Below are 18,075 nucleotides of genomic sequence, written 5' to 3'. Positions count from 1 at the left end.
AAGGCGCCCCCGCGGGGACGGGAGCGCCTGGAGCATTTCTCTTCGAGCCTGGGCGCCGCAGCCGGCGGCGGCGGCGAAGGGCAGGGCGGCGGCCGGATCAGGTCCGGCGCGCCCTCACCACCAGCGGTCGGGCCGCGCGGTGAAGCCGGCGGAGCGCTCCAGCGCATAGGCGATGTCGAGCATCTCGGCCTCGCCCCAGGGCTTGCCGATGATCTGCAGGCCCAGCGGCAGGCCGCTGGGCGAGAGGCCCGTCGGCACCGCGGCGCCGGGAAGGCCCGCGAGGTTCACCGTCACCGTGAAGACGTCGTTGAGATACATCTTCACCGGGTCCGCGTCCGCCATCTCGCCGATGCCGAAGGCGGGCGAGGGGGTGGCCGGGGTCAGGATCGCGTCCACCGTCTCGAACGCCTGCTCGAAGTCGCGCTTGATCAGGGTGCGGACCTTCTGGGCGCGCAGGTAATAGGCGTCGTAATAGCCCGCCGACAGCACGTAGGCGCCGATCATAACCCGGCGCTGCACCTCGGCGCCGAAGCCCTCGGCGCGCGACTTCTCGTAGAGGTCGACGATCCCGTCGGCCGAGGCCAGCGGCGCGCGGTGCCCGTAGCGCACGCCGTCGTAGCGCGCGAGGTTCGAGGACGCCTCCGCCGGCGCGATCACGTAGTAGGCGGGCAGGGCGTATTTCGTGTGGGGGAGGCTGATCTCCACCGTCTTCGCGCCGGCGTCGCGCAGCATCTCGGCCCCCTGCTCCCACAGGGCGTCGATCTCGGCGGGCATCCCCTCCATCCGGTATTCCTTGGGAATGCCGATGGTCTTGCCGCGGATGTCGCCGGTCAGCGCCGCCTCGAAGTCGGGCACGGCGAGCTGGGCGGAGGTCGAGTCCTTCGGATCGAAGCCGGCCATGCCCTCGAGCATGATCGCCGCGTCGCGCACGGTCTTGGCCATCGGCCCCGCCTGGTCGAGCGAGGAGGCGAAGGCCACGATCCCCCAGCGCGAGCAGCGCCCGTAGGTCGGCTTCACGCCCACGATGCCGGTGAAGGCCGCGGGCTGGCGGATCGAGCCGCCGGTGTCGGTCCCGGTCGCGCCCAGGCACAGGTCCGCCGCCACCGCCGAGGCCGAGCCGCCCGAGGAGCCGCCCGGCGTCAGGTCGCGGTTCGAGCCCTGCGCCCGCCACGGGTTCACCGCCGGGCCGTAGCAGGAGGTCTCGTTCGACGAGCCCATGGCGAACTCGTCCATGTTCAGCTTGCCGACCATCACCGCGCCGCGCTCCCACAGGCGGGAGGTGACGGTGGATTCGTAGGTCGGCTTGAAGCCCTCGAGGATGTTCGAGGCGGCCTGCGAGGCCACGCCCTCGGTGCAGAACAGGTCCTTGATGCCCAGCGGGATGCCGCAGAGCGAGGGCGCGGCCTCGCCCTCGGCGGCCAGGCGCGCGTCGGCGGCGGCGGCCATCTCGCGGGCCTTCTCGGGGGTCTTGGCGCTGACCGCGTTCAGGGCGTCGGCGGCGTCGACGGCCGAGAGGCAGGCCTCGGTCAGCTCGGCCGAGGTGATCTCCTTCGCGCGGAGCTTGGCGCGGGCCTCGGCGATGGTCAGGCGGGTCAGGTCGGACATGCGGTCTCTCGGGCGATCAGGGCGGGCAGGGGTCGGGGGCGCGTCAGCGGGGGACGCGGCTCACTCCACCACCTTGGGAACGGCGAAGAAGCCCTCGCGGGTGGCGGGGGCGTTGGCCAGCACCTTCTCGCGGATGCCGCCGTCGGTCACCGCGTCCTCGCGCCGGCGCAGGGCCATGGGGGTGACCGAGGTCATCGGCTCGACCCCCTCGACGTCCACTTCGCCCAGCTGCTCGACCCAGCCCAGGATGCCCGAGAGCTCGGCCGCGAGCGTGTCGAGGTCCTCCTCCTTCACCCGGATACGGGCGAGGTGGGCGACGCGGGCGGCGGTGGCCTTGTCGATGGACATGGAACGGGCTCCGTCGGAGGTTTTCAGGCGGGGATTTCTCGGCCCCCGCTTAGCCCGCCGCCCCGTTCCGCGCAACCCGGCCCGCATCCTCGGCGCCCTCGGGGGCATGCGCCTCGCCATGGCGCACGAAGGTGAAGATCAGCACGCCCAGCAGGGTCCCGTTCAGCAGGTGCCAGGCCCAGTGGGTGCCCGCCGGAAAGGCCTCGCACACAGCCCCGCCCTGCGCATCGAGCGTGCGCGCGGTCAGCGAGGCCGCCAGCAGGACCGCCGCCGTCGCCACGCCCTTCCAGGCGGGATGCGCGAGCAGGCCCAGCAGCGTGGCGAAGCCGACCATCACCAGGAAGGTGGGCACGTAGCTGATCGAGCCGTTCAGCGACCCCAGCGCCGGCGTCAGCCAGGCGGTCAGCGCGTAGGCCACCGGCACGTAGAGCAGCGCCTTGAGGATCCCCGCCCAGACCGGCAGCCGCAGGTAGCGCACCACGGTCAGGTGCAGGTAGAGCAGGATGAAGAGCAGGATCGGAACCACGTCCGCGACCGCCGACCAGCGGTTGGCGAGCGTGTGGAACAGGAACGATCCGATGCCGATGGCGGTCAGCACGCCGCACAGCGCCCGCACCGCCCAGTCGTCGTCGCGCCCCTCGCGGCGGGCGACGATCCAGCACGCGGCCGCGGCCAGGACGAAGGCCAGGTTCGAGACCGCGTTCAGCGGCTCGGCCCAGAATCCGGGGTCCAAACGCTCGCAATAGGCGTCGATCGCGGCCGTCCAATCGGTCATCCGCGCCTCTCCTCCTTCGTCGCGGTCAGCCGGGAAGCTGGGGCTGGCCCCGGGGTTGTCCACCAAAGGTGCGGACGTTTCAACCGGTTGAGCCTTCACGGCTTCGTTCCCGCCAGGCGGCGCGGCATCCCGGCCACGGCGCCCCGCGTCGCGGGCGCCCCCAGCACGGCCGCCCGCGGGCGGCGCCGACGGCCCCGCTAGGGCGTCCGCACGCGGGCGGACGCGGGACGGCGTCCCGCCCCGCGGACCGCCGGGCGCCCCTTTATTCCCGGCCCGGCCTGCGGCAAGACTCAGGCCCGCGCCGGCCGGCCCCCGGGCCGCGCGACGGCGCCACAGGCGAGGAGGAGTTGACGATGAAGATCACCTGGCTGGGGCATTCCGGCTTCCGCATCGAGATCGCGGACCAGGTCCTGCTGATCGACCCGTGGCTGCACGGCAACCCGATGTTCGACGAGGCCAACGCCGACGCGGCCACCAAGGGCGCCACCGCCATCCTGCTCAGCCACGGCCATTTCGACCACACCAACGACTCGGTCGAGGTCGCCAAGAAGACCGGCGCCAAGGTGGTGGGCATCTTCGAGCTGGTCGGCCACCTGGCCGAGAAGGAGGGGCTCGAGACCGTGGGCTTCAACCTGGGCGGCACCGTCTCGCTGGGCGAGGTCTCGGTGACGCTGGTGGGCGCGCGCCACTCGTCCTCGATGGCGGGGCTGGGCTACGCGGGCACCGAGGCGGGGTTCATGATCTCGGGCGAGGGGAAGACGATCTACTTCTCCGGCGACACCGACGTGATGGCCGACATGGGCGTCTACCAGGACCTGCACAAGCCGGACATCGGCATCCTGTCCTGCGGCGGCCACTTCACCATGGACATGAAGCGCGCCGCCTACGCGGCCAAGAAGTTCTTCAAGTTCAAGACCGTGATCCCCTGCCACTACAAGACCTTCCCCCTGCTCGCGCAGGACGCGAAGGAGCTTGCGGCGGGCCTGCCGGGCGTCGACGTGGTCGAGCCCGAGGTGATGAAGGCGATCGAGCTCTGATCGAGCGCCGCCCCCGGGGCGGCGACGGGCGAAGGGCCGCGCGGGAGATCCCCGCGCGGCCCTTCCGCGTTTCCGGGCGCGGCATCGGGACGGGGGACGGCGACCAACGGTCGCCTGGGCGGGATATCTGGGCACGCGGCCTTGCCCCTCGCGGGCCGGGGTCCCAGATGCCGGGCCGGCGGACGACCGCCTGATTTCTCCTGATCCGCCGGGACGACCCGGCGGTTGGGAGCAGCCCATGCACTGGGTCCTTCTGGTCGCCGCCGGCCTTCTCGAAATCGTCTGGGCCGTCGCCCTCAAGCAGTCCCACGGGCTGACGCGTCTCGCGCCCAGCCTGGTCGCGGGCGCGGCGCTGCTGGGCAGCCTCGCGCTTCTGGCGCAGGCGATGCGCGCGCTGCCGCTGGGCGTGGCCTACCCGGTCTGGACCGGCATCGGCGCCCTGGGCGCGGTGCTGGCCGGCCTGGCGCTGGGCGGCGAGGCGCCGAGCCTGCTGCGCGGGCTCGCCGCCGTGCTGATCCTGGCCGGCGTCGTGCTGATGAAGGCCTCGGCGGGGTCCTGACGAGCGCCGCGCGCCGCTCAGTCCCTGCGGCGCTCGGCGAAGAAGGCGCGCAGCAGCGCGGCGCTCTCGGCCTCGGCTATATGGCCGTAGACCTCGGGGCGGTGGTGGGCCTGGGGGTGGTCGAAGACCCGGGCCCCGTGCTCGACCCCGCCGGACTTGGGATCGGGGGCGCCGAAATAGACCCGGTCGATGCGCGCCCCGGCGATGGCGGCGGCGCACATCGCGCAGGGCTCCAGCGTCACCCACAGGTCGTGCCCGGGCAGGCGTTCGGAGCCGAGCGCCGCGCAGGCCGCGCGGATCGCGAGGATCTCGGCATGGGCGGTGGGGTCGTGCAGCTCCCGCACCCGGTTCCCGGCGAGCGCCCGGATCCGGCCCGTCGCGCGCTCGACCAGCACCGCACCCACCGGCGTCTCGCCGCGCGCGGCGGCGGCGCGGGCCTGCGCCAGCGCCTCGGCCATGCGGCTCGCGAAGGGGGAGGGCGCCGCCCTCATGCCCCGCGCCCCCCGGCGGCGGAGCGGGGCGGGGCGAGGCCCGCGCCCGCCGTGGGCCGGGCGAAGCGGCGCAGGCCGCGCAGGGTCGAGGCGCGCTCGACGAAGCCCAGCCGGCGCAGCACGGCGACGGCGGGGGCGTTGCCCTCGCGCACCACGGCCTGGACCTCGGCGCAGATCGCCTGCGCCTCGGCGAGGGAGGCGCGCATCGCCTCGGTCGCCAGCCCCTCCCCCCAGCGCTCGGGCGCGAAGGCGAAGGAGGCCTCGATCGCCGCCGCCCCCTCCAGCACGCAGAACTGCAGGCCCGCGACCCCGGCGGGGCCGCGCGCGTCGCGCCACAGGCGCAGGCCGAAGCCGTGGGCGGTCCAGTGGGCGGCGAAGGCGCGGGCGCGCTGGGCGGCGACGGCGCGTGTCCAGGGATCGCCCTCGCCCGTCCAGCGCCCGACCTCCTCGCGCCCGAAGAGCGCGGCCGCGAAGCTCGCGTCGCGCGGGCGGATCGGCCGCCCCTCCAGCCGCTGGGTGCGCAGGGTGTTCATGCCCGCCGTTATCGCAAGCCCCGGCGCCCGCGGCCAGCGGCTTGCGCGGGGCGAAGGGGACGCGGGCGGGCCCCGGCGGGCCGGGTTGCGCGCGATCCCTGCGCCTCGCCCTGCGGATGCCGCTTCCGTCCGGCCGCATCCGCTGCGATAAGCCGGCGATGACCAGCGATTCCGACAGCGACTCCGAGCGTCCGCGCCGCGGCGGCCCCGCGCGTACCTTCATCTCGCGGAAGGGCGCCGGCGACCCCGCGCCCGGCGCCGCGCGGGAGGGCGCGGGCAAGACCGCGCCCAAGGGCGCCAAGGCCGCGGGCGACAAGCGGCCCGGCGGCAAGGGCGGCGCGGCCAAGGCCCGCGGCGGCGCCAACGCGCCCGAGGCCCCCAGCGGCCCGCGGACCGAGCGGCTCGCCCGCCGCCTCGCCCGCGCCGGCGTCGCCTCGCGCCGCATGGCCGAGGAGATCATCCTCGCGGGTCGCGTGCGGGTGAACGGCAAACCCGTCGACACCCCCGCCTTCAACGTCGAGCCCGGCGACAAGGTCGAGCTCGACGGCGCCGCGCTGCCCGACGCCGAGCCGCCGCGGATGTGGCGCTATCACAAGCCCTCGGGCCTGGTGACCTCGGAGGCGGACGAGAAGGGCCGCGCCACGGTCTTCGACCGGCTGCCGGCGGACCTGCCGCGGGTGATGACGGTGGGGCGGCTGGACCTGAACTCCGAGGGTCTGCTGCTGCTGACCAACGACGGCGACCTGAAGCGCCGGCTGGAGCTGCCCTCGACCGGCTGGCTGCGCAAGTATCGCGTGCGGGTGCACGGGACCCCTGACGACAAGGCGCTGGAGCCGCTGCGCCGCGGCGTCGAGGTCGACGGCGAGCGCTTCCAGCCGATGACCGTGACGCTCGACCGCCAGCAAGGCGCGAACGCCTGGCTGACCGTCGGCCTGCGCGAGGGCCGCAACCGCGAGGTGCGCCGCGCGCTGTCGGCGGTGGGGTTCGATGTCTCCCGCCTGATCCGAGTCAGCTACGGCCCGTTCCTGCTGGGCGACCTGCCGGCCGGCGAGGTCGAGGAGATCCGCCCCAAGGTCCTGCGCGACCAGCTGGGCCTGCCCGCGGCCGAGGTCGAGCGCCCCGAGCCCCGCGCCGCTCGCCCCGCCCCCGACGAGGGCGCCCCGCGCGCGAAGGGCCCGCGCCCTGCGCCCCGCCGGGCCGAGGAGCCGGCCGGCCGCAAGCCCGGAGCGGGCAAGCCGGGCCAGGGCAAGCCGGGACAGGGCAAGCCCCGCGCTGACAAGCCGTCCTCCGGCAAGCCCGGCGCCGCCCCCGCCCGCGCCCCGCGCGGCGAGGCCGCCTCCGGCCGCGGTTCCCGCGGCGAAAGCCCCTTCGGCCGCCCGCCCCGCGGCGACGGCCCCACGCCGCGCGATCCGCGCGGGGACGGTCCCTCCGGCCGCGGTCCGCGCAGCGAGGGTTCCTCCGGCCGCGGCCCGCGCGGCGACGGTCCTTCCGGCCGCGGGCCGCGCGGCGAGGGTCCGTCGCGCGGCGGGCCTTCCGGCCGTCCCTCCAAGCCCCGCCGCGGCTGATCGCGGCGGCGGCGAGCGCGGCGCGCGGCCGGCGAGGGCGCGCCCGCGCCCGGCACGCCTCCCGCCCGCCCACCCCGGCGCGCCGGGCGCGGACGCGCTTCGCTTGAGCGGGGGCGCCGCTCGGCCGCCCGCCCTGGATGTCCCCCCATCCGCCCAAGCCCGCCCGCAGGCGCCTGCGTCCGGGCTGGAGGCGCGCGCGCCTTGCGGGAGATGCGCGGCGCTCAGGCGCCGGCGGAGGGATGCAGGCGGGGACGCCAGCCGGCCGCGAGCACGCCTAGGATCGCGGGGGGCGTCAGCGTCTCGACCTCGCCGCGGGGCAGGGGAACGGGGGCTGCGTAGCCCTCCCATCCCCAGGGCAGGGCGGCGTCGGCGAGCTTCAGGGCCGGGCCCTCTTCCAGCCGCAGCATCGCGCCGTCGGGCAGCGCGCGGGCCTCGGCGCGCCGGCGCGGGCCGAGGCGCTGGGGGTGCAGGATTGCGTCCACCTCGGGGGCGCGGGGCCGCGCGGGCAGGGCGTGCGCGTCGGCCCAGGCCTCGGCGAAGGCCAGCGCCTCGGCGCGGCGGCACTCGAAGCAGGGGCGGTGCCCGGCGGCGAGCGCGGTGGCCTCGTCGAGGAAGAACAGCTCCGTGTACCCCGGCCCCATCACCTGCCGCCGTCGGCCCTTGAAGGACAGCACGCAGCAGATCCACTGGCGCGAGGCCCACCGCCGGCGCCCCAGCCGTGGGCCCTCGCCCGTCTCGGGATCCGCCGCCAGGTGGATGCGCCCGCCGCGGTTGCCCATCAGCGTGCCGCGCGCGCGAACCGCCCGGATCTCGCCGGACGGATCGACGCGGTTCTCGAGCGGTCTCGACATCGGGGCGCCCCGGTGATGTTCTCCCCCCTCGGGGGAACCGGAGCCGATCATGCCTGCCGCGCGCCATCGCGAAAAGACCGCCCGATGATGGATCACGACCGCCCGGACGAGCCGGGGCGCGACGACGACCGACCCGCGACCCGCCCGGGGCGCGAGGACGAGGCCCCCGCCGCGGGGAGCCCGCGCGCGCCCCTGCGCCGCGCCCCGACCCCGCCCGAGATCGTCGAGATCGCCTCCCCCAACCACGGTCCGCGCCGGGGCGTGGCCGCGCCCAACATGGTGGTGATCCACTACACCAACATGAGCTCGGCCGCCCTCGCGCTCGCGCGGCTGTGCAACCCGGCCGCGGAGGTCTCGGCCCACTACCTGATCGACGAGACCGGCGGGACCTTCCGCCTGGTCTCGGAGATGCGCCGCGCCTGGCATGCCGGCGTCTCGGCCTGGGGGCCGGTGGAGGACGTGAACTCCCACTCCATCGGGATCGAGCTCGCCAACCCCGGCCCCGAGGCGGGCCTGCCGCCGTTCCCCGAGGCGCAGATCGAGGCGCTGGAGCGGCTGCTGTTCGCCGTCCGCCTGCGCTGGGCGATCCCGCCGGCGCGGGTGCTGGGCCATTCCGACGTGGCGGTGGGGCGCAAGATCGACCCGGGCGAGAAGTTCCCCTGGGCCCGCCTCGCGCGCGCCGGCCACGCCATCTGGTCCGACGCCGAGGCGCCCGTCCCCGCCCCCGCTTTGCCGCCCGAGACCCTGCTGGGCGTCCACGCCCTGAAGCTCGGCTACCGCTGGGAGGAGACGGCCGAGGGCTTCGCCGACCTGGTCCGCGCCCTGCAGATGCGCTTCGCCCCCGACGAGACCGGCGCCCCCGCCAGCCCCCGCCTCGCCGCCCGGGTGGCCGAGATGGCCGGGCGCTTCCCGGTGGCGGACGGGGAGCGCCGCTCCTCCTACGCGCCGCCGGGGCCGTCGGGGCGGGTCCACGTGGCGCCGCCGCGGCCCGACGAGGCGCCCGACGACGACGGCTTCGGCCCCGACTTCGACCTCGACACCGAATAGCGCGGTCCCGCCCGGCCCCGCCCCTCGCGCGCGCTTGCGCGGCGGACGCGGCGGCGCCATAAGCGCCCCCGGCGGATGGCCGGGCGACCGCGGTCCTCAAAGGGGAAACCCAGGGGGCCGAGGAAGGTCCGGGCTCCACGGAGGCGCGGCGCCGGGTAACGCCCGGCCGGGGAAACCCGAGGGAAAGCGCCACAGAGAACAGACCGCCGTGGACCTCCCCCCTGGTTGGGGGAACGAAGCGGCAAGGGTGAAACGGTGGTTTAAGAGACCACCGCGCCCCTGGCGACAGGGGCGGCACGGCAAGCCCCGCCGGGAGCAAGATCAAGTTGGGCCGATCGCGCGCATCGACGCGCAGGGGGTCGCCTCCGCCCCCTCGGCCGTGGTGGATCGCGAGAACCCGCGCGCGAGCGCGGGTCCAGATGAATGGTCGCCCAGGGGTCTTCGGACCCCGGACAGAACCCGGCCTACAGGCCGTCCGCCGCCAAGCTCCGCCCCCGGGGTCCGCGTTCCGCGGCTTCGGGGGCGTTTCGGCCCTCCTGGGGCGCCGAATCCCGCGTCTTCGGCCCCGCCGCGCGTCGAATCGCAGTTTCCGGGAAATCGTGGGAATGGGCCGCTCCGACTCGTGGGGATTCGTCCCACCGGCCGGGGAAATCATGGAACACCTGCCCAGATTCCCGGGAATTCAGGGGGCGGAGGCCCCCGGCGTGTCCTGGGCGCCACGGCCGGAAAGCGCGTTCAGGGCCATATCTGGCGTCCGGACGGCGATTGCGCACCAGATTTTGCGGATGTCACGGATCGGTCCCAAAGTGGCGAGAGGTGGGTGAGTTTCCCGTTGCCGCCCATGGAATCCCATGTTAGAAAAATTTCCAGAGGCAGAGAGAACAAACAAAGAGCCCGCAAGCAGGTTCATACAGGCAACTCTCTAAAACAAAGTACTCAACCGGCGCGTGACACGGCGCACCAAAGTGACGGCGCGAAGCTGGAAGAACACCCGAGGGACGACGGGGCGGGCCGCGCGACAGGCAAGCGCGGCCCGCTTTTCCTTTTGGGCTGTCCTTCCGACGTGAGGGGACAAGCGGCCCATGTGGCAGCAGTTCACGTCCAGTTTCTTCAACAAGGTGGACACGAAGGGTCGTGTCTCCATTCCGGCCCTGTGGCGGAAAGCGCTCGAGCTGCGCAACGCCGAGGGCAACATCGTGCTCGTTCCCGGCTTCCGCGACAAGAACTGCGTCGAGGGCTACGCGCCCGATGAATACCAGCGCATGTCCGCCGCCGTCTCGCGGATGCACCCCTCCGATCCCAACCGCCGCAAGCTGGAATACCGTCTGATGGGCCGCGCGCTGCCGCTGCAGCTCGACGACAACGGCCGCATCGTGCTGCCCAAGGAGATGCGCGACCGCTTCGACCTGGGCGGCGACGTGGCCTTCGTGGGCACCGGCGACAGCTTCCAGATCTGGTCGAAGTCCCGCTACGACGAGCTGATCGCCCCGCTCGACGACGACGAGGACTTCGACGCGCTCTCCGCCATGCCCTGGGACGGGCCGGAGGCGTCGCCGTGACCGTCGCCCTGATGCTCCCCGCCGACCGCCCCCGCGGGCCGATCGCGCCGCCGCCGCCCTCCTCGGCGCCCGGGCAAGGCCACCTGCCGGTGCTGCTGGCCGAGGTGCTGGCCGCGCTCGATCCCGCGGTCGCGCCCGGCGCGATCCTCGACGGCACGCTGGGCGACGGGGGCTACACCCGCGCGATCCTCGACGCCGGCGCGCCGAAGGTGGTCGCGGTCGACCGCGACCCCTCGGCGCTGACCCGCGCGCAGGCCTGGGCCGGCGCCTACGGCGAGCGCCTGGCGCTGGTCGAGGGCCGCTTCGGCGATCTCGACGCGCTGGCCGAAAGCGTCGGCGCCGCGCCGCTCGCCGGCGTCGTGCTCGACATCGGCGTCAGCTCCATGCAGCTCGACGAGCCGGGGCGCGGCTTCTCCTTCCTGCGCGACGGCCCGCTCGACATGCGCATGGAGGGGACGGAGGCCGACGGTCCCTCCGCCGCCGACCTGGTGAACGCGCTGCCCGAGGCGGCGCTGGCCGACATCCTTTTCCAGTATGGCGAGGAGCGCGCCTCCCGCCGCATCGCCAGGGCCATCGTCGCGGCGCGCGAGGCGGGACCGATCCGCACGACGCTGGCGCTCGCGCAGACCATCTCCGCCTGCCTGCCGCGCGCAAAGCCCGGCCAGCCGCATCCCGCCACCCGCTCCTTTCAGGCGCTGCGCATCGCGGTGAACGACGAGCTGGGCGAGCTCGCCCGCGCGCTGGCCGCCGCCGAGCGGGCGCTGGCGCCGGGCGGCGTGCTCGCGGTCGTCACCTTCCATTCGCTCGAGGATCGCGTGGTGAAGCGCTTCTTCGCCGCCCGCTCCGGCGGGGCGGGGGGCGGCGGCTCGCGCCACGCGCCGGCGACCGAGGCCGACGCGCCCCGCTTCGACCTGCTCTCCCGCCGCCCCGTCGAGGCCGGCGAGGCGGAGCTCGCGCGCAATCCCCGCGCCCGCTCGGCGCGCCTGCGCGCCGGCCGGCGCACCGAGGCGCCCGCCGCGCCCCTCGATCCCCGCGGCCTGGGCCTTCCCGGGCTGACCGTCGCCACGCTCAAGGAGGTCGGGCGATGATGCGCTCGCTTCTCTACGTCTCGGCCCTCGCGCTCGTCTGCGTGGTGGCCATCTGGGCCTATCGCGTGATCAACGACACCCAGGACCTCGCCTCCGAGGTCGAGGCTCTGCATTCCCAGATCGCGCGCGAGCGCGAGGCGATCGCGGTGCTGCACGCCGAATGGGCCTGGCTGAACCGGCCCGAGCGGCTCGACCGCCTGGTCGCCGCCCATGCCGAGGAGCTGGGCCTCGCCCCCCTGACGCCCCTGCAGTTCGCCGAGGCCGCCGCCGTCGCCTTCCAGCCGCCCCCCCCGCGCGAGCCGGGCCCCGCGCCCGCGCCGGCGGTCGCCCCGCTGATCGCCGCGCTCGCCGCCCCGTTCGAGACCGCGCCCGCGCCGGAGCCCGCCGCCTCGGTCGCGCCGCCCGCGATCCCGGCGCTGGCCGCGGCCGAGACGCCGGTGACGCTGGCCGCCCTCGCCGGCGCCGACGCCGTCGCGCTCGGCATCTCGCCGCCCCCGCCCCGCCCCGTCCGACGCTGAGCCGGAGAGCCGTCATGTCCTCGTCCCACGTCGATCCCCACGATCCCGCCGCCGGCGCGCCCGTTCCCTACGATCCCGCCTCCGGCGCCCCCGGCCCCCGCGATCCCGCGTGGGGCCGCGACGCGTTCGGCGACGACCCCGCGGCCCCGGTCGAGGGCGTGGTCTACGGCGCCGGCGCCGGCCGCGAGGCGCTGGAGTTCGACGTCGACCCCGGCGCGCGGGAGCATTCCCACGGGCCCGAGGGCGCGCGTCTCGCCGACGTCATCGCCGCCCGGCGCGAGGGCGTGGACCCCAACGCCGAGGCAGCCGCCCGCCGCGCCGACCGCCGCCGCCGCACCGCCGCGCAGGAACGCGCGCGCGCCCGCTGGCGGCTGAACCTGCTGTGCTTCGCCTTCCTCCTCGCCTACGCCTCGGTCGCCGGCCGCATGGCGCTGATCTCGGCCTCCGAGCCCGAGGAGCCGCGCGCGGCCTACTCCGCGCCCTTCTCCGCCGCCCGCGCCGAGATCACCGACCGCAACGGCGAGCTGCTGGCCGCCAACATCCCCGTCTGGTCGCTCTACGCCCACCCCGAGGAGCTGCTCGACAAGCAGGGCGCCGCCGACAAGCTGGCGGCGATCTTCCCCGACCTCGGGGCCGACGAGCTGATGCGCCAGTTCAACGACGGGCGCCGGTTCATCTGGCTCAAGAAGGCGATCACCCCGGCCCAGCGCGTGCAGGTCCACGACATCGGCGACCCGGGGCTGCAGTTCGGCCGGCGCGACATGCGCGTCTATCCCGGCGGCAAGCTCGCGGCGCATATCCTGGGCGGCGCCTCCTTCGGCAAGGAGGGCGTGACCGCGGCCGAGATCGTGGGCGTGGGCGGCATCGAGGCCAAGCTCGACGAGGCGCTGCGCGACCCCGCCAAGGCCGCCGAGCCGATGCGCCTGTCGATCGACATGCGCGTGCAGCGCGCCTTCACCGACGTGCTGCGCGCCAACGTCGAGAAGTTCCACGCCCGCGGCGCCGCCGGCGTGCTGATGGACGCCAACACCGGCGAGGTGATCGCGCTCGCCTCGCTGCCCGACTTCGACCCCAACGACCGTCCCCCGCCCCCGACCAAGGGCCTGCCGGACGACTACGCCACCTTCAACCGGGCGGCGCAGGGGGTCTACGAGCTCGGCTCCACCTTCAAGATCTTCAACGCCGCCATGGCGATGGAGGCGGGGATCGCCACGCCCGAGACGATGATCGACAGCTCCGGGCCGATGTTCTGGGGGCGGTTCCGGATCTCGGACGCGCACAAGATGCCCGCCCGCATGACCCTGCGCGACGTGATCATCGAAAGCTCGAACACCGCCTCCGCCCGTCTCGCGCTGCAGATCGGCGCCAAGCGCCAGCGGGAGTATCTGGAGCGCCTGGGCCTGCTGGACCCGACCCCGGTCGAGCTGTCGGAGGCCGGGCGCGCCGACCCGCTGCTGCCGCAGCGCTGGTCGGAGATCTCGACCATGACGATCTCCTACGGGCACGGCGTGGCGGTGACGCCCCTGCACCTGGCCGCGGCCTACGCCACCGTCTCGAACGGCGGGCTGAAGGTGACGCCGACGCTGCTCGCCGGCGCGCCGGGCCCGACGGAGGCCGACCGCGTGATCTCCGAGCAGACCTCGGCCGCGGTGCGCGACATGCTGCGCGCGGTGGTCACCGAGGGCACCGGCAAGAACGCCGAGGTGAAGGGCTATTTCCTCGGCGGCAAGACCGGCTCGGCCGAGAAGCCGCGCCGCAACGGGGTCGGCTACGACAAGACCAAGGTGCTGGCCACCTTCGCGGGCGTGTTCCCCGCCCACGACCCCGCCTACGTCATCGTGGTGACGCTGGACGAGGGTTGGACCGAGAAATACGGCCGCCGCTGGCGCACCGCCGGCTGGACCGCCGCCCCCACGGTGAAGGAGGCGGTGACCCGCATCGCCCCGATCCTGGGGATGCGGCCGCAGACCGACCCGGCGGAGGGCGCGGAGCACGGCCCCCGCCAGGTCGCCAGCCGCTGAGGTCCGCGATGGCGACGCTGCGCGCGCTCGGTCTTCCCCCGGCGCCGGGCGCGGACCCGGACCAGGAGATCCTCGGCCTCGCCTCCGACAGCCGGAAGGCGGGGCCGGGCGTCGTGTTCTTTGCATTGAAGGGGAGCGTCGACGGCGCGGAGTTCGCGCCCTACGCGTTGCGTATGGGCTCCCCGCTCGTGGTCTGCTCGCCCGAGGGGGCGCGGACCATCCAGGCCGCCTGGGAGGCCGAGGGGCGGGAGGTTCCGCCCCAGGGCCTGCCGCTGGCGGTGACCGAGGCGCCGCGGCTGGCGCTGGCGCGGGCGGCGGCGGCGTTCCACGCGGCGCAACCCGAGGTGGTCGCGGCCGTCACCGGCACCAACGGCAAGACCTCGGTCGCGGCCTTCCTGCGCCAGATCTGGACGCGGCTGGGGCGGGCGGCCGTGAACGTGGGCACCATCGGGGTCGAGGGCGCGCTGGACCGCCCCGGCGGCCTGACCACGCCCGATCCCCTGTCCTTGCACGCCCTGCTGGCGGAGCTGAAGGGGCTGGGCATCGACCATGCGGCGATCGAGGCCTCCTCCCACGGGCTCGCGCAATACCGCGCCGACGGGGTGCGGCTGCGGGCGGCGGGGATGACCAACATCACCCGCGATCACCTGGATTATCACCCCACGCCCGAGGACTACCTGCAGGCCAAGCTCGGCCTCTTCGCCCGGGTGCTGCCGGCGGACGGGACCGCGGCGCTGAACGCCGACGACCCCTCCTTCCCCCGCGCGGCCGAGATCGTGCGCGCCCGCGGCCAGCGCCTGATCGCGGTGGGCCGGGCCGAGGGGGCGGACCTGCGCCTGCTCTCGGCCGACTATCACGAGACCGGCCAGACCCTGCGCTTCGCTTGGGCTGGCGAGACCTTCGAGGCCGAGCTGACCCTCGTCGGCGCCTTCCAGGGCGAGAACGCGCTGATGGCCGCGGCGCTCGCCATCGGCTGCGGCGAGGATCCGCGCGCCGTCTTCGCGGCCCTGCCGGCGCTGACCGGCGTGAAGGGGCGGATGGAGCACGTGGCGACGCGCGCCAACGGCGCGCGGGTCTACGTCGACTATTCCCACACGCCCGACAGCCTCTCGACCGCCATCGCCGCCCTGCGCCTGCACACCCCCGGCCGGTTGGTCGTGGTCTTCGGCGCCGGCGGCGACCGGGACGCGGGCAAGCGGCCGCTGATGGGGCGCGCGGCGCTGGCCGCCGACGTGGCCGTGGTGACCGACGACAACCCCCGCTCCGAGGATCCGGCCGCGATCCGCGCCCAGGTGATCGCGGGCTGCGAGGGCGCCGATCCGGCCCCGATGGAGATCGGCGACCGGGCCGAGGCGATCCTCGCCGCGGTCGACATGCTGGGGCCCCAGGATCGTCTTCTCATCGCCGGCAAGGGTCATGAAACGGGCCAGATCGTCGGTCAGGAGGTGATCCCGTTCGACGACGCCGAACAGGCGCGCGCCGCCGTCCAGGTGCTGGACGCGGAAGACGATACGGGGGACGCATGACCACGCTCTGGACCAGCGCGGAGGCCGAGGCCGCCACGGGCGGACGCGCCACGCGCGCCTTCGACGCCGCGGGCGTGACCATCGACAGCCGCGCGGTCGAGCCGGGCGACCTCTTCGTCGCCCTCAAGGACGTGCGCGACGGCCACGACTTCGTCGCCGCCGCGCTCGAGGCCGGCGCCGCCGCCGCCCTCGTCTCCCGCATCCCCGAGGGGCTGGACGAGCGCGCGCCGCTGCTGATCGTCGAGGACACGCTCGCCGGCCTCGAAGCCCTCGCCGCCGCCGCCCGCGCCCGCACGAAGGCGAAGGTCGTCGCGGTGACCGGCTCGGTCGGCAAGACCTCGACCAAGGAGATGCTGCGCGCGGCGCTGGCCCCCCAGGGCGCGACCCACGCGGCGGAGAAGAGCTACAACAACCACTGGGGCGTGCCGCTGACGCTGGCGCGGATGCCGAAGGCCACGAAATACGCGGTGATCGAGATCGGCATGAACCATGCCGGAGAGATCCGCCCCCTGACGAAGCTCGCCCGCCCCCACGTGGCGTTGATCACCACCGTGGCGCCGGTGCACATGGCGCACTTCCGCTCCGAGGCCGAGATCGCCTTCGCCAAGGCCGAGATCCTCGAGGGGCTGGAGCCGGGCGGGGTGGCGATCCTGCCCCGCGACAATCCCCACTACGACCGGCTGGCCCGGCGCGCGAAGCGCGTGGGGGTGAAGACGATCCTGCGCTTCGGCTCCTCGCCGCGCTGCACGGCCCGGATGCTCAAGGCCGCGCCCGGGCCGGGCGGCACCGCGCTGACCGCGCGCATCCACGGGCGCAACGCGCTGGTGAAGATCGGCGCGCCCGGCTCGCATTTCGCGATGAACGCGCTCGCGGTGCTGCTGGCGGTCGAGGCGGTCGGGGCCGACCCCGCCCGCGCGGCGCTGGCGCTGGGCGCCTGGCACGCCCCCGACGGGCGCGGCAGCCGCTGGCGCATCGCGCTCGACGCCGCCGGCCTCGACGGGGCGGTGCACCTGGTCGACGAGAGCTACAACGCCAACCCCACCTCGGTCGGCGCCGCGCTCGACGTGCTGGCGGCCTCGGCGCCCGAGGACGGGTTCGGCCGCCACATCAAGGGCCGCAAGATCGCGATCCTGGGCGACATGCTGGAGCTGGGGCCCGACGAGGTCGCGCTCCACCGGGGGCTGGCCGAGCATCCGGCCATGGCCGCGCTCGACCGCGTGCACACCGTCGGGCCGCTGATGAAGGCGCTGCACGACGCCCTGCCGGCCGAGCGCCGCGGCCGTCATGCCGCGGACAGCGAGGGGATGGCGCGCGAGGTCCGACGCCTGCTTGACGCCGGCGACGTGGTCATGGTGAAGGGCTCGCTCGGCGCGCGGATGGCGCGCGTGGTCGCGGCCGTGAAGGCGCTCGGCCGCCCCGCGCCCGAGACCCCCGAAGGCGACGACGAAGGACAGGACGCCTGATGCTCTACCACCTGCTGACCCCCCTTTCGCAGGGCGGCGACCTGTTCAACCTCTTCAACTACCTGACCTTCCGGTCGGGCGGCGCGTTCCTGACCGCGCTGTTCCTCAGCTTCGGCTTCGGCAACCCGATCATCAACACGCTGCGGCGGATGCAGAAGAAGGGGCAGCCGATTCGCTCCGACGGGCCCGAGGGGCACCTGCTGACCAAGACCGGCACCCCCACCATGGGCGGCGTGCTGATCCTGTTCTCGCTGATGCTGTCCACGCTGCTGTGGTCCGACCTGACCGACGGCTACGTCTGGGTGGTGGTGCTGGTGGTGGCGGGCTTCGGCGCCATCGGCTTCGCGGACGACTACCTCAAGGTCTCCAAGTTCGACGTGAAGGGCGTGCCGGGGCGGATCCGCCTGGCCGCGGGCTTCGCCATCGCGCTCGCCGCCGCGCTGACCTGCGTGTGGCTCCAGCCCGCGCCGCTCTCGGGCGCGCTGGCCATGCCGATCTTCAAGGACGTGCTGCTCGACCTCGGCCTGCTGTTCTACCCGTTCGCCATGCTGGTGATCGTGGGCGCGGCCAACGCGGTCAACCTGACCGACGGGCTCGACGGGCTCGCCATCATGCCGGTGATGATCGCGGGCGCGGCGCTGGGCTTCATCGCCTACGTGGTCGGCCGCGCCGACTTCACCGAGTACCTCGGGCTCTGGTACGTCCCCGGCACCGGCGAGATCGCGGTCTTCTCCGCCGCCCTGATCGGCGCGGGCCTGGGGTTCCTGTGGTTCAACGCGCCGCCGGCGCAGGTGTTCATGGGCGACACCGGCTCCCTCGCGCTCGGCGGCGGCCTCGGCGCCATCGCGGTGGCCACCAAGCACGAGATCATCCTGGCGGTGATCGGCGGCCTCTTCGTGGTCGAGGCGATGTCGGTCATCATCCAGGTCGGCTACTTCAAGATGACCGGCAAGCGGGTGTTCCTGATGGCGCCCATCCACCACCATTTCGAGAAGCTCGGCTGGCAGGAGCCCACCATCGTGATCCGGTTCTGGATCATCTCGGTGATCCTCGCGCTGGTCGGCCTCGCCAGTCTGAAGCTCAGGTAGG

At 74.5% G+C, this 18,075-nt stretch carries 17 protein-coding genes and 1 other RNA gene; 12 read left to right on the top strand and 6 right to left on the bottom strand.

The window, feature by feature from the left end; genetic code table 11:
* Positions 1 to 114: 114 nt before the first annotated feature.
* The 3 genes from gatA to P2H44_RS15760 are packed head-to-tail and all read right to left on the bottom strand — an operon-like array spanning position 115 to position 2,728.
* Positions 115 to 1,605: an Asp-tRNA(Asn)/Glu-tRNA(Gln) amidotransferase subunit GatA gene (gene gatA / locus P2H44_RS15770; RefSeq protein ID WP_275764872.1), complete on the bottom strand. Its 1,491-nt coding sequence runs from the start codon at positions 1,603 to 1,605 to the stop codon at positions 115 to 117.
* A 60-nt stretch (positions 1,606 to 1,665) separates the two neighbouring features.
* Positions 1,666 to 1,953 (bottom strand): Asp-tRNA(Asn)/Glu-tRNA(Gln) amidotransferase subunit GatC, encoded by a 288-nt coding sequence (gene gatC, locus P2H44_RS15765; protein WP_275764870.1) that lies wholly within the window; start codon positions 1,951 to 1,953, stop codon positions 1,666 to 1,668.
* A 49-nt stretch (positions 1,954 to 2,002) separates the two neighbouring features.
* Positions 2,003 to 2,728 carry a hypothetical protein gene (locus P2H44_RS15760; protein ID WP_275764868.1) on the bottom strand — a complete coding sequence of 242 codons (726 nt, stop codon included), beginning with the start codon at positions 2,726 to 2,728 and terminating at the stop codon, positions 2,003 to 2,005.
* Between the two features lie 353 nt (positions 2,729 to 3,081).
* On the opposite strand from P2H44_RS15760, the gene P2H44_RS15755 reads away from it, so the two are divergent.
* Together P2H44_RS15755 and P2H44_RS15750 are read left to right on the top strand one after the other, a co-directional pair.
* Positions 3,082 to 3,765, top strand: coding sequence for a metal-dependent hydrolase (locus P2H44_RS15755; RefSeq protein WP_275764867.1), 684 nt, complete (start codon positions 3,082 to 3,084; stop codon positions 3,763 to 3,765).
* A 238-nt stretch (positions 3,766 to 4,003) separates the two neighbouring features.
* Positions 4,004 to 4,324, top strand: coding sequence for a DMT family transporter (locus tag P2H44_RS15750; RefSeq protein WP_275764866.1), 321 nt, complete (start codon positions 4,004 to 4,006; stop codon positions 4,322 to 4,324).
* A gap of 17 nt (positions 4,325 to 4,341) precedes the next feature.
* Here the strand turns inward: P2H44_RS15750 and P2H44_RS15745 are convergent, their stop codons facing one another.
* Both P2H44_RS15745 and P2H44_RS15740 read right to left on the bottom strand, forming a co-directional pair.
* Positions 4,342 to 4,815 (bottom strand): nucleoside deaminase, encoded by a 474-nt coding sequence (locus P2H44_RS15745; RefSeq protein ID WP_275764864.1) that lies wholly within the window; start codon positions 4,813 to 4,815, stop codon positions 4,342 to 4,344.
* The gene (locus tag P2H44_RS15740; RefSeq protein WP_275764863.1) at positions 4,812 to 5,348 is read right to left on the bottom strand and encodes a GNAT family N-acetyltransferase; all 537 of its coding nucleotides are present in this window, start codon (positions 5,346 to 5,348) and stop codon (positions 4,812 to 4,814) included. The genes P2H44_RS15745 and P2H44_RS15740 overlap by 4 nt, the downstream gene beginning before the upstream one ends.
* A gap of 158 nt (positions 5,349 to 5,506) precedes the next feature.
* Between P2H44_RS15740 and P2H44_RS15735 the strand changes: the two genes are divergently transcribed.
* Positions 5,507 to 6,913, top strand: a complete 1,407-nt coding sequence (locus P2H44_RS15735) for a pseudouridine synthase (protein WP_275764862.1) — start codon at positions 5,507 to 5,509, stop codon at positions 6,911 to 6,913.
* Between the two features lie 221 nt (positions 6,914 to 7,134).
* Here P2H44_RS15735 and P2H44_RS15730 read toward each other — a convergent pair whose 3' ends face one another.
* Positions 7,135 to 7,764: a hypothetical protein gene (locus tag P2H44_RS15730; protein WP_275764860.1), complete on the bottom strand. Its 630-nt coding sequence runs from the start codon at positions 7,762 to 7,764 to the stop codon at positions 7,135 to 7,137.
* 84 nt (positions 7,765 to 7,848) lie between these two features.
* Here P2H44_RS15730 and P2H44_RS15725 point away from each other — a divergent pair, with 84 nt between their 5' ends.
* The 9 genes from P2H44_RS15725 (at position 7,849) to mraY (ending at position 18,074) form a co-directional block, all read left to right on the top strand.
* The gene (locus tag P2H44_RS15725; RefSeq protein WP_345799004.1) at positions 7,849 to 8,811 is read left to right on the top strand and encodes an N-acetylmuramoyl-L-alanine amidase; all 963 of its coding nucleotides are present in this window, start codon (positions 7,849 to 7,851) and stop codon (positions 8,809 to 8,811) included.
* 71 nt (positions 8,812 to 8,882) lie between these two features.
* An RNA gene (rnpB, locus tag P2H44_RS15720) (RNase P RNA component class A) lies at positions 8,883 to 9,294 on the top strand.
* A gap of 599 nt (positions 9,295 to 9,893) precedes the next feature.
* On the top strand, positions 9,894 to 10,370 hold the full coding sequence (locus P2H44_RS15715) for a division/cell wall cluster transcriptional repressor MraZ (protein WP_275764859.1): 477 nt from the start codon (positions 9,894 to 9,896) through the stop codon (positions 10,368 to 10,370).
* Positions 10,367 to 11,458 carry a 16S rRNA (cytosine(1402)-N(4))-methyltransferase RsmH gene (gene rsmH, locus P2H44_RS15710; RefSeq protein WP_275764858.1) on the top strand — a complete coding sequence of 364 codons (1,092 nt, stop codon included), beginning with the start codon at positions 10,367 to 10,369 and terminating at the stop codon, positions 11,456 to 11,458. Before P2H44_RS15715 ends, rsmH begins: the two co-directional genes overlap by 4 nt.
* Positions 11,455 to 11,976 carry a cell division protein FtsL gene (ftsL, locus tag P2H44_RS15705; protein WP_275764856.1) on the top strand — a complete coding sequence of 174 codons (522 nt, stop codon included), beginning with the start codon at positions 11,455 to 11,457 and terminating at the stop codon, positions 11,974 to 11,976. The genes rsmH and ftsL overlap by 4 nt, the downstream gene beginning before the upstream one ends.
* A gap of 14 nt (positions 11,977 to 11,990) precedes the next feature.
* On the top strand, positions 11,991 to 13,997 hold the full coding sequence (locus tag P2H44_RS15700) for a peptidoglycan D,D-transpeptidase FtsI family protein (protein ID WP_275764854.1): 2,007 nt from the start codon (positions 11,991 to 11,993) through the stop codon (positions 13,995 to 13,997).
* A complete protein-coding gene (locus P2H44_RS15695) occupies positions 13,994 to 15,523 on the top strand; it encodes a UDP-N-acetylmuramoyl-L-alanyl-D-glutamate--2,6-diaminopimelate ligase (protein WP_462976302.1) in 1,530 nt (509 codons plus the stop codon). The genes P2H44_RS15700 and P2H44_RS15695 overlap by 4 nt, the downstream gene beginning before the upstream one ends.
* Complete coding sequence (locus tag P2H44_RS15690) at positions 15,520 to 16,986, top strand: UDP-N-acetylmuramoyl-tripeptide--D-alanyl-D-alanine ligase (protein WP_275764850.1); 1,467 nt, start codon at positions 15,520 to 15,522, stop codon at positions 16,984 to 16,986. Before P2H44_RS15695 ends, P2H44_RS15690 begins: the two co-directional genes overlap by 4 nt.
* On the top strand, positions 16,986 to 18,074 hold the full coding sequence (gene mraY / locus P2H44_RS15685) for a phospho-N-acetylmuramoyl-pentapeptide-transferase (RefSeq protein ID WP_275764848.1): 1,089 nt from the start codon (positions 16,986 to 16,988) through the stop codon (positions 18,072 to 18,074). The genes P2H44_RS15690 and mraY overlap by 1 nt, the downstream gene beginning before the upstream one ends.
* Position 18,075: the final 1 nt, after the last annotated feature.

This window comes from Albimonas marina, assembly GCF_029223255.1.
In the GTDB taxonomy this organism is placed as follows: Bacteria; Pseudomonadota; Alphaproteobacteria; order Rhodobacterales; family Rhodobacteraceae; genus Albimonas.
This window is presented reverse-complemented; position numbering and strand designations above follow the sequence as displayed.